9 protein-coding genes are annotated in these 10,506 nt (G+C 53.5%); 6 read left to right on the forward strand and 3 right to left on the reverse strand.

Annotation, left to right across the window (positions count from 1 at the left end):
- Nucleotides 1-285 precede the first annotated feature (285 nt).
- Both JRF57_14940 and JRF57_14945 read left to right on the forward strand, forming a co-directional pair.
- Complete coding sequence (locus JRF57_14940) at nt 286-978, forward strand: phosphohydrolase (protein MBW2304997.1); 693 nt, start codon at nt 286-288, stop codon at nt 976-978.
- A gap of 161 nt (nt 979-1,139) precedes the next feature.
- Nucleotides 1,140-1,892 (forward strand): 4Fe-4S binding protein, encoded by a 753-nt coding sequence (locus JRF57_14945; protein ID MBW2304998.1) that lies wholly within the window; start codon nt 1,140-1,142, stop codon nt 1,890-1,892.
- A gap of 977 nt (nt 1,893-2,869) precedes the next feature.
- On the opposite strand, the gene JRF57_14950 is transcribed toward JRF57_14945, so the two are convergent.
- Complete coding sequence (locus JRF57_14950) at nt 2,870-3,340, reverse strand: universal stress protein (protein MBW2304999.1); 471 nt, start codon at nt 3,338-3,340, stop codon at nt 2,870-2,872.
- Nucleotides 3,341-3,513: 173 nt separating this feature from the next.
- On the opposite strand from JRF57_14950, the gene JRF57_14955 reads away from it, so the two are divergent.
- Nucleotides 3,514-5,199, forward strand: coding sequence for a PAS domain S-box protein (locus tag JRF57_14955; GenBank protein MBW2305000.1), 1,686 nt, complete (start codon nt 3,514-3,516; stop codon nt 5,197-5,199).
- A gap of 67 nt (nt 5,200-5,266) precedes the next feature.
- Nucleotides 5,267-6,400 (forward strand): molecular chaperone DnaJ, encoded by a 1,134-nt coding sequence (gene dnaJ / locus JRF57_14960; GenBank protein ID MBW2305001.1) that lies wholly within the window; start codon nt 5,267-5,269, stop codon nt 6,398-6,400.
- A gap of 50 nt (nt 6,401-6,450) precedes the next feature.
- Here the strand turns inward: dnaJ and JRF57_14965 are convergent, their stop codons facing one another.
- Nucleotides 6,451-6,768 (reverse strand): MerR family transcriptional regulator, encoded by a 318-nt coding sequence (locus tag JRF57_14965; protein MBW2305002.1) that lies wholly within the window; start codon nt 6,766-6,768, stop codon nt 6,451-6,453.
- An 18-nt stretch (nt 6,769-6,786) separates the two neighbouring features.
- Nucleotides 6,787-8,628, reverse strand: a complete 1,842-nt coding sequence (ftsH, locus tag JRF57_14970; GenBank protein MBW2305003.1) for an ATP-dependent zinc metalloprotease FtsH — start codon at nt 8,626-8,628, stop codon at nt 6,787-6,789.
- Nucleotides 8,629-9,112: 484 nt separating this feature from the next.
- Between ftsH and JRF57_14975 the strand changes: the two genes are divergently transcribed.
- Nucleotides 9,113-9,316: a cytosolic protein gene (locus tag JRF57_14975; GenBank protein ID MBW2305004.1), complete on the forward strand. Its 204-nt coding sequence runs from the start codon at nt 9,113-9,115 to the stop codon at nt 9,314-9,316.
- Nucleotides 9,317-9,516: 200 nt separating this feature from the next.
- On the forward strand, nt 9,517-9,837 hold the full coding sequence (locus JRF57_14980; protein ID MBW2305005.1) for a hypothetical protein: 321 nt from the start codon (nt 9,517-9,519) through the stop codon (nt 9,835-9,837).
- Nucleotides 9,838-10,506: the final 669 nt, after the last annotated feature.

Here is a 10,506-nt window from a genome sequence, read left to right on the forward strand (position 1 = left end):
GCGGGCGTGAAAATGGGCTTACATACCCCTGCGATGTGATTCGGTGACACTCCCCAGGAAGAAGCCGGGGCATCTGTAGCTCCAAATGCCTGGCTCTAAAGGCTGCCGCTCCATCTCCAGACAGGAGTCTGAAGTTTTATACGGCTGAACAAAAAATCCCATTTTTATTTGACTTAGGTCAAGGAAGCCTCAAAGCACTTATGCTATCATAGATCTAAAATCAAGAAAAAAAGGGGAAGCCATCCATATTTTCACCTCCATTAAGGAGAGAATGCGAGCAAAGTCATGAAATGCCCGGGACAAGATAGTCGCTATTGGAAGCCAGATGCCATCTTCGAGGCCCGGTGCCCGAAGTGTGGAGAATCAGTGGAGTTTTTCAAAGATGATACGACGCGGCGGTGCAAGGCCTGCGGTCATCGTTTCCTTAATCCTTCCATGGATTTCGGCTGCGCCGCTTACTGCAAGTATGCGGAGCAGTGCATCGGGAATCTGCCGCCCGAACTGATCGCTCAGAAGGAAGACCTCCTCAAGGACCGGGTGGCCATCGAGGTCAAACGCCATCTCAAGAGAGACTTCAAGACCATCGGCCGCACTACTCGGCGGGCCCGCCATGCGGAAAAAATCGGAAAGGCTGAGGGCGGGAACCTGGCCGTGATCCTCACCGCTGCCTATCTCCTCGGCCTGAAAGAGGAAGATCGCCGGGCCGGGGCTCGATCCGGCACGGCGAGAGAGATCCTGGAAAAACTCGGAGCCCCTGAACCACTCCTCAAGGAGGTATTCAGGATCATCGACCCGGGAGAGAACCATCCGGACACCACGGAGTTCAAGTGCGTCCACGACGCGGACAGGATCACGGAACTCGAAGACAGGCTGAAGGATAATAACCCCCTCAGGACCCAGAACCCCGAGGATTGGATTCAAAAAGAGCTGAAGACGGAAAGCGGCCGCGGGCTGGCCCGTGAAATCCTGCAACAGTGATACTCCCTTGGCAGGAGCAGGGAGACATCTGTCGGCCGCAATACCAGGCTTTCGGGCTGCCGCTACATCTCCTGAGAAGGGTCTGAAGCTTTATGCGGCGGAATAAAGGGAATCACCCCTGATATCCACCCGGACGGCCAATCCCCAGTGGAGGAGACACCATGAAAGTCAAAAGAAAAATCATTGAAATCGACGAGGAACGTTGCGACGGTTGTGGGCTGTGCATACCGGCCTGTGCCGAAGGGGCGATCGAGATTGTCGACGGCAAGGCCCGTGTCGTTTCCGATAAATTTTGCGACGGCCTTGGGGCCTGTCTTGGCGAATGTCCCAATGACGCCCTCAGGATAGTGGAACGGGAGGCCGACGAGTTCGATGAGGAAGCCGTAGAGGCCCATCTCCGTTCCAGGGGAAAAACCACCCCTCCTGAACTTGAAACCCTTGCCTGCGGATGTCCCTCGACCCAGATCAGGACCTTCGCTTCTCCGGGAACCTGTGCGGAGGCCAACGAACCTTCCTCCCTGCCGGATTCCGCCGTGTCCGCCCTCACCCACTGGCCCGTACAAATACGCCTCATCCCACCCACGGCCCCCTTCCTCAAAGGGGCCGACCTCCTGATAACGGCGGACTGCGTCCCGGTGGCCTATCCGGCCTTCCACAGGGACTTTCTCCGGGGGAAGATCGTGATGCTGGGTTGCCCGAAATTCGATGACGTGGAGGACTACCTTGAAAGGTTTACGGAAATCTTCCGCTCGGCGGAGATCAAAAGCGTTACGGTGCTGGAAATGGAAGTCCCTTGCTGCTCCGCCCTCCCCCGGATCGTGGAAAAGGCCATGGAAAAGGCGGGGAAAGAGATTCCTGTAAAAGAAATCATCATCACATCGGAAGGAAAAATCCTGGAGCGAACGTATGAGTAAACTACTATCGACTGAAGCCGATAGCTTTAGGGGCCAAGGGGTCGAGGGTCCAAGTGGCCAAGTGAAAATCATCTTTCCTTAAATCCCGATTTCTCACTCGAACCCTGGACCATTTGAACCCTGACTTATACAAGGGTCCGAGGGGCTCAGGGGTCAAGAGGTCGGGTGAAAAGCATAGAGACATGCCTATCAGCTCTTACAACTTCTTTTGTTCCGAGGCTCCCCTGCCTGGTGTTTTCAACGACTTATCAGCGGGGGACACTTGCCGGCCCCTGACGCGGCTTGCCCGCCGTTGTCTGGCGGGTCTGTCCCCTCCGCATTCTCCCGCTCTGAGAGGGTGAGCTGCGGCTTCTCCCACTGATAAGCCGCGAAAACCACGGCGCCATTCCGCCGGTCACTTCAGAGAGACCTTTGAAAAGGGGCCATCTGCCCTTGCTTGAGCCATCCTTCCAAAGGGAGTAAAGGACCGAAAGCATTAAGCCTTGGTACCCGAATTTCACTGTAATTGGGCGCCTTAAGTTTGAGTGAGAAAGGACTTTTCTCCAGATTTTCTTCGGATCAAGGGCTACATTCAAAGACCGTTGCCCGCATCACCGGAAAAGGGGCATGGAGATCTTTTCGGAAGTGACCTGTTGGGAGGTCTTCGTTATTTCAAGGGGTTAGGGAAGGGGGAAGCCCTGGCTCGCGCTCCTTTAGGAGCGGGAGAACAGGGAGGGGGCAGGTGTCCCCCGTCCCTAACCCCTTGAAATAACCAGACCGGGAGACCGGGAACGAGAAAAAGATCCCCATGCCCCTTTAATGTAATCCTGTGGTTAAAATTTTCGCCTTCCCCTCCGGGGCGTAGGCCTTACGGGCCGGAGGCTTGACCTTGAACAAAATTGAACGTTTTTCAAAGATCTCCGATAACGAACGGCCCGAAGGAGACATTCCCTTCGGGCCGTAGCATATTTTGGTGGAGGAATGTAACGAAATAGGACCTAATTGACCAGCAGGATGGAGAAGTCTTTTGATAGGCTCAAGACTTTTTGTGAAATGCTGCCGAGGAAAAATTCCTTCAATCCAGAGATCCCTCTCCTGCCCATCACGACCGTGTCATATCCCTCACCGGCCTCGTTCACGATGTCACGGGCGATTCCTTTTTTCTTCGTTTCAAGCTTCAGGGTGATGTTGTCCTCCTGGAATCCCGCTCCCAAAAGTACCTTTTTCGCCTTTTCCTGAACAGATTTCAACAGTTCCTTCTTTTTGTCTTCGAGGGCGCAAAACACACCCTGCTCTGCCCTGAAGTAAGGGGTCAACTCAGGGCTGTTCATATCGCAGATGGCCGCGGTATCCGGAAGAACACTGAAAAGCGTGACTTCCTGTTTCGGGGAAAAGGTATCGGCCACGTATTCCACCGCGCGCATGGCGTTTTCCGAATCATCCAGGGCCACCAAAATTCTCCTTCTCATATTTCACCTCCTCCTTGATCTTTTCCAATATATTAATTTTAATCCAAGATCCGGCACTTTCCAAGAACCAAATCACCGGCCCTTTCCGAAGTGGGATGATTTCCCTTTGCCTCTTCGAAGTATTTTCCTATACTGCATAAGAGAAACTCTATGTAGGAGGACCCGGCTGCCCCATGGCGAATAAGCCAAGTGTCAAAGATAGAAAAGGATGGCCCGGAGAAATCTTGGAACCACACTCCCACAAAAGAAAAAGTTCTGATAAGGACCCAAGCACGTGCTCGGAAAGAGCAGGGGCGCCTTATCAATCTCACGAAAAAGACGGAGGGCTTTATCAGGCCTTTGTCGAATCCACTCCCGACGCCGTCATCCTTTACGATCCGGAGGGGAATGTCATCTACGTAAACCCGGCATTTACCCGCACCTTCGGCTGGGCCCTTGAGGAGGTCAAGGGTAAGGCCGTTCCCTTTGTCCCGGAAGCTGAGAAGGATGAGGCGACAGCCATGATCCGGGGAGTCGTTCATGAACAAAAGATTTACAAGGACGTTGAAACCAGGCGGGTTACAAAGGACGGCCGCTTGCTTGATGTGAGCATCAGCGCTTCCCGTCTAGTAGACCCGGCGGGATCCCTTTCAGGGGTCGTTGTCACCCTCAGGGATATTTCTGAGAGGAAGGCTGTTGAGTCCCGCCTCATCCATACCCGGAAGATGGAGGCCGTGGGCACCCTTGCAGGAGGAATCGCCCACGAGTTCAATAACATCCTTCAGGCCATCTCAGGTTATACCCAGATCCTCCTGATGGGGAAAGATCCTAAGGATCCGGAGTACCGGAAACTGGAGACCATCGAAAGGGCTTCCCAAAAGGCCTCCAAGCTGACCAAGCAACTCCTGATCCTGGGTTGCAAGGTCCCCGTGGACCTTAAACAAGTGAATCTGAACGAGTCGATCAAGACCGCATGTGAGGCCCTTGAGCGAAGTCTCCCTGAAAAGACCAGCATCGAACTGAAACTGGACACAGATCTGGAACACATCCAGGCCGATCCGGCCCAGATCGAACAAGTCATACTGAATCTGGGGATCAATGCCGGGGATGCTATGCCCGGAGGAGGGAAAATCGCCTTGGAGACCCGAAATACTTTCCTGGACGAAAATTATTGCAGGTCTCATCCTGGTGCGGTCCCCGGCCGATACGTCCAGCTCACCGTGACGGACAGCGGTTACGGAATGCCCGAAGAAATACAGGAACATATCTTCGAGCCGTTTTTCACGGCAAAGGAGGCTGGAGAAGGCACCGGCCTCGGTCTTGCTGTCGTATACGGAATTGTGAAAAATCACGGCGGGTATATCTGTTGCAGGAGCCTGATGGAAAAGGGATCCGCTTTCGATGTGTTTTTCCCTGTCCAGGGCAACGAAGGAGAAGGCATGAGGCCCGAAGAAGGGACCCCGACTCCGGAAACCGCGGGCAGCAAGGAAACGATTCTTCTGGTGGACGACGAGCCTATTATCCTCGAAGTGGCCCAGGATATGCTCTCCCATTTCGGGTACAGGACCCTTACCGCTTCGAGCGGTGAGCAGGCCATCGAAATCTTTGGGACCCAAGGGAACCACATCGATCTCGTGATCCTCGACCTGAACATGCCGGGGATGGGAGGGACCGAATGCCTGGATAAATTACTGAGTATGGATCCTGGAGTGAAAGTCCTCATGGCGAGCGGCTATTCCACCGATGGAAACGCAAAAAACTGCCTGGAAAAGGGTGCCGTGGGTTATATCGCCAAGCCCTTCAAGTGCGATGATCTCCTCCGCAAACTCCGGGAGGTACTGGATACCACCATGCCCGAGGGGCAAGGTCCCTCCACCTGAATGTTTTCCTTTCCCGGGGGTCCATTCCCAAGCCCTTTTGCGAACCGTTAAATTGACGGAGTGATCAATGCCAAGAGATTTTTACAAGATCTTGGGCGTTCCAAGGGACGCTTCGCCGGACCAAATAAAAAAAGCCTATCGCAGACTCGCCCGAAAATGGCATCCTGACTTCAACCCCGGCAACAAGGAGGCGGAACAAAAATTCAAGGATATCTCGGCGGCCTACGAGTGCCTTAGCAACAAAGAGAAACGGAAGATTTACGACGAATTTGGAGAAGAGGGACTCCAGGCGGGTTTTGATGCGGAAAAGGCCCGGGAATACAAAAAATGGCAGGATTTTCAACGGCAGCAAGCCGGCAGAAGTTATCAGGATTTCGGCCGTTATGAAAATGCGGAAGATATTTTCGGCGACTTGTTCGGTTTTACCGGCGGGCAGGCCGGATTTCGAGCCACCCAGTCATCCCGGGGAAGAGACATCGAACACCACATGACCATCGACCTGATCTCCGCACTGAAGGGTTTTAAAACCGAACTTTCTATGGAAACGTTAAAGCCTTGCCCGACCTGCAATGGGTCGGGCATTGATCCCAAGGCCCCGCTTACGACCTGTCCCGCCTGCGGCGGATCGGGCCGCCTGAACATCGCCGAAGGCCCCATACGATTCACCCAGGCCTGCCCTCAGTGCAGGGGGCACGGGAAGACCGGAAAACCCTGCCCCCGGTGCGGAGGAAGGGGACAGGTCTCCGGCACCGAGAGGATCAAGGTCACCATTCCCCAGGGCGTAAAAGAAGGATCCAAGGTCCGGGTGGCGGGAAAAGGTGAACCCGGACTGAATGGGGGGCCACCTGGAGACCTCTACCTCATCATCCATATCAAGGAACACCCCTTGCTCAGGCGAGAGGGAGACGACCTGTACATGGATATTCCCGTCACGGTGCGGGAGGCGGTGGCAGGAGGTACGATCACCTTACCCACACCGGACGGAGAAGTCCGGCTCAAGGTCCCTCCGGGAAGCCAAAGCGGTCAGCTCTTGAAACTCAGGGGCAAAGGCGCCGCAAATCCCAAGACAAAAAAAAGAGGGGACCTTTTGGTCAAATTGATCGTCAAGGTCCCCCAAAGCAATGCCGGGGAGGTCCTGGAGGCGGCCGAGAAGATGGAAAAGTATTACAAGGAAAACGTGCGGGCCGGTATCCGGTTTTAATCGGCCGCCGAACAAAGATTCATTTGGACGGCTTTTACGGGAGGCGGGCGTCAGGATCCCTTTGCGTAGGTCTCCCGGACCCGCCTGGCCAAGGCTTCAAGGATCGCGTCAAACTGCCTTCTCATTTCGATCATGTCCTGTCGCATCCGGAGGATGATGTCCACCCCTGGGAGATTCACGCCCATGTCCTCCACCAGGATCTTGGCCAGACGAAGCTTTTCCAAGTCCTCCGTGGTAAAGACCTTGCTCCCTGCTTCCTCCCGGGTCACGGGGCATAGGACTTCCTCCTCCTCCAGTTTCTCGATAAAACCTTCTTGCACCTCGAATATCTCAACGACCTCAGAGAGGGTCCAGAATTCTTTCGTCATTTTTCCATGCCCCTCATCTCACGTCTTTTCGGGCCGGGGATCTCCCTCCGTCGATTCCTCCGTCTCGGCCATCATGGCCTTGAGTTCCGAGCCGTCGATCTTCTCTTTTTCAAGCAGGACCTTCGCAGCTTTATCCAGAAGATTTCTTCTCTCCCGGAGGATCTTGAGGGCTGCTTCATACTGCCGGGTGATGATCTCCTTGACTTCCTGGTCGATCAATTCCGCCGTTGCCTCGCTGTATTCTCCCGTTCCCTCAACCGGTACATTCAAGAAGGGCGCCCGTTTCTCGCTGGCAAAATAGACCTGCCCGACCTTGGTGCTCATTCCGTATTCCTTGACCATACTCCGGGCAATCTCAGTGGCTTTAGAGAGATCGTTGTGGGCGCCTGTAGAGATGTCTCCGAAAACGATCTCTTCAGATGCCCTCCCCCCGAGGAGCGTGGAGATTTTATTGAGCAGTTCGCTCCTTTTCATCAGAAAACGATCCTCTGTCGGCACCTGTATGGTGTAACCCAGGGCGGCGATACCACGGGGAATGATGGAAATCTTTTGAACCGGATCCGTTCCAGGAAGGGAAAGGGCCACAATTGCATGCCCCAATTCGTGATATGCCACTATTTCCCTTTCCTTTTCGTTGATCAGCCGGTTCTTCTTCTCAAGTCCCGCCATGACCCTCTCGACCGCCTCTTCGAATTCGGACATCTCCACCTTTTTCTTTCTTCTCCGAACCGCCAAGAGGGCAGCTTCGTTCACAAGGTTCGCCAGGTCCGCCCCCACCATTCCCGGTGTCATCGCTGCGAGCTTTTCCACGTCCAGGTCCTCTGCAGCGGTGATTTTCTTCAGGTGGACCTTCAGGATCTCTTCGCGCCCCTTCTTGTCCGGCCGATCCACAAGGATATGCCGGTCGAAACGGCCTGGCCTGAGAAGTGCGGGATCCAGGATTTCCGGCCGGTTGGTGGCCGCCATCAAGATGACACCCACCTGGGGATCGAATCCGTCCATCTCCACAAGAAGCTGGTTCAGTGTCTGCTCGCGTTCATCGTGTCCCCCCATGGTTCCGACCCCTCGGGCCTTTCCCAGGGCATCCAACTCGTCAATAAAGATAATACACGGCGCTCGTTGCTTGGCCTGGCTGAAGAGATCCCTGACCCGGGCCGCTCCCAGTCCTACAAACATTTCTACGAATTCCGAGCCGCTCATGCTGAAAAAGGGGACCCCACTCTCACCCGCCACGGCCTTGGCCAACAAGGTTTTACCCGTTCCGGGCGGGCCGACCAGGAGGACTCCCCTGGGCATCTTACCACCCAGTTCCGTGAACCGCGCGGGTTCTTTCAGAAACTCGATGACCTCCATCAGCTCCTGTTTCGCCTCATCGACACCCGCCACGTCTTCAAAGGTGACCCCCAGCTCATCCTCCACATAAATCCGGGCCTTGTTTTTTCCGAGGGTCATGAAACCTGCCTGCTGGCCGGTCATCCGTTTTATGAAGAAATACCATATTCCAATGAAGAGAAAGATGGGAAAAACCCAGGAAAACAAATCTCTTAGAAAGGTCGATTCCAATTGGCCCTTGAATTCCACCTTGTAACGATCCAGAAGCTCTGATATCTCGGGATCAACCCGGACCGTCCTGAACAATTCACCCCTTCCCGCAGTTCCATCACCGGTCTTGAGCCGGCCCTGGATCTGGTTCGAGCTGATCGCAACCTCCGAAATCTTGTTTTGTCTGAGGAGGTTCAGGAACTCGCTGTAGGGAATCGTCTTGATGGCCAAGGCGGTATGTAGGTAATTCTGGACCAGCAGCACGACCCAGATACCCAGCAAGACATACCAAATCGAAAATTTGTGATGCTTCTCCATGTCAACTCCTTGAGAATAGGGATGCACCCCAGGGTAATTCCCTCATCCACGGCCCAATAAATACTTTCCAGGGGCCGCCTTATGATTCTCCCGGGATCCTCCCCGTTTCCTTCAGCCCTTGTTTTTTCCTTACTATAATTATTCTTATGGTAAAATCCCCACCCGAACAAGAAAAAACTTGCTCCTATCCCAGAGATTAGAATGGCGAGGGAGGCGTACCTTGCCGCCCGGTCAAAGGGTATGGTATAGGTAGTGTCCATCCATAAATGAGAAAATTTGTGCAAGGTCAAGGAAGGCGAAAATTTTAACCGCAGGAATACATTGAAGTATTTCGAGGATTAAAATTTGAGCCTGACCTGTCTGGGAATGGCAGATAGGTCCGGCACAGGCAGGCGCAGAGATTGCGGAAATTGGCCATTTATGGATGGACACTAGGTAAAGCGTCGCTTGCAGTACTGCTGTCATGAAAGGAGAAAAGTCTGAAATGGAGTGCAACAAGGAAAAAAATCTGGAAAAATGCCCTTGCACTTATGATCCCTGCTCAAAGAAGGGGGTTTGCTGCGAGTGCATCTCCTATCATCTCAGGATGAGGCAGCTTCCTGGATGCTGTTTCTCCAAGGAGGCGGAGGCGACCTACGACCGATCCTTTGAACACTTCGCACGCCTTGTCCAGGCTGGGAAGGTTTAGATCCATAAGAGAGTGCACCAGGCCGCCCTTTGTGCGACAGTTCCAACGGATTCTGCTTTTGTTCCTGAAGGTAAATATTCTTGACCGTTTTACCCTGGGGGACCAAAACCTGCACAGAACCCGGGCAGGGCGGAGACGGGCCTGTATAGCAGCCTCGGTTTCAAGAAAAAACCAGGGGCATATTTCAGGGTGTAAGGATTGTGGACTCAAAAAAACTCACGGACCTTTTTCTGACCCTGGCCCGGGGGAGCTCGGGAGATCCGGAAAGGGCCCAAACTTTTTTATCCATCCTTCAAAGGGCGACCCTTGCTTACCGAGACCGGCTCTTGGACGTCGAAGGGGTTCTCCTGACGGTGAAAGATGTCAGGAAAACGCTGGAATGGCTCCTTCCCGCTCTGGCCACCGGTGAGACCCCCCAAATTGGAAGCAGGATCAGGCAGGGATTATTGGAGGTCTGGCTCAAGGAACTCAAAACGGCCCAAAAGAAGGGGGCATCCCCTGGGAAACTAGAGACCTTTTAACCCTAGTTTCGTCCATCCTCCAAAAAGCTTGACCCGGCGATGACGCATATCACCTCCGGGTCTCAAAAGTTGGATTCCTAAGATTCCAAAAGGCCAAGCTTTTTTGGAGTTAGGTTGAGAGGTTTAACTACGCCGCGTTTTTATCCATCTGTCTTCCCGATGTGCCGTTGTTTTTACAGGGTGATGCCCATTCTTTTTAATGAAATCGAGCTCTTCCCGAAAAAGATGCACGAACACCCGAGAAGCTTATCTGGGACGCCCCACATTATCTTCGCTGAATGTCCGGATCATAGCCGGAAAATCCTGAAGAATAAGAGCATCCGTTGTTAATTACTTAATGCTAAAAACATGCCAAACGGCGGCACCGGCACATTTTTTAGCATTCTCTAGATATTTCAAAAACTTATACAAATCGACCCTGATTCAACATTTCATCCCGGAGGAGAGCGTCAAATCCAGCGCTTTTATACTACAACGGTTTCGTCAAAGGATTGACCCTCTTGAATTTCGGTTGGGAGACGGAGAAGGGGGGGATAGGGCCGGTGGGGAAGATACTTAGTGTCCATCCATAAATGGCCAATTTCCGCAATCTCTGCGCCTGCCTGTGCCGGACCTATCTGCCATTCCAAGGGGCAGGCAGGCACGGCAGACAGGTCAGGCTCAAATTTT

The organism is Deltaproteobacteria bacterium (assembly GCA_019310525.1).
GTDB lineage: Bacteria > Desulfobacterota > DSM-4660 > Desulfatiglandales > HGW-15 > JAFDEE01.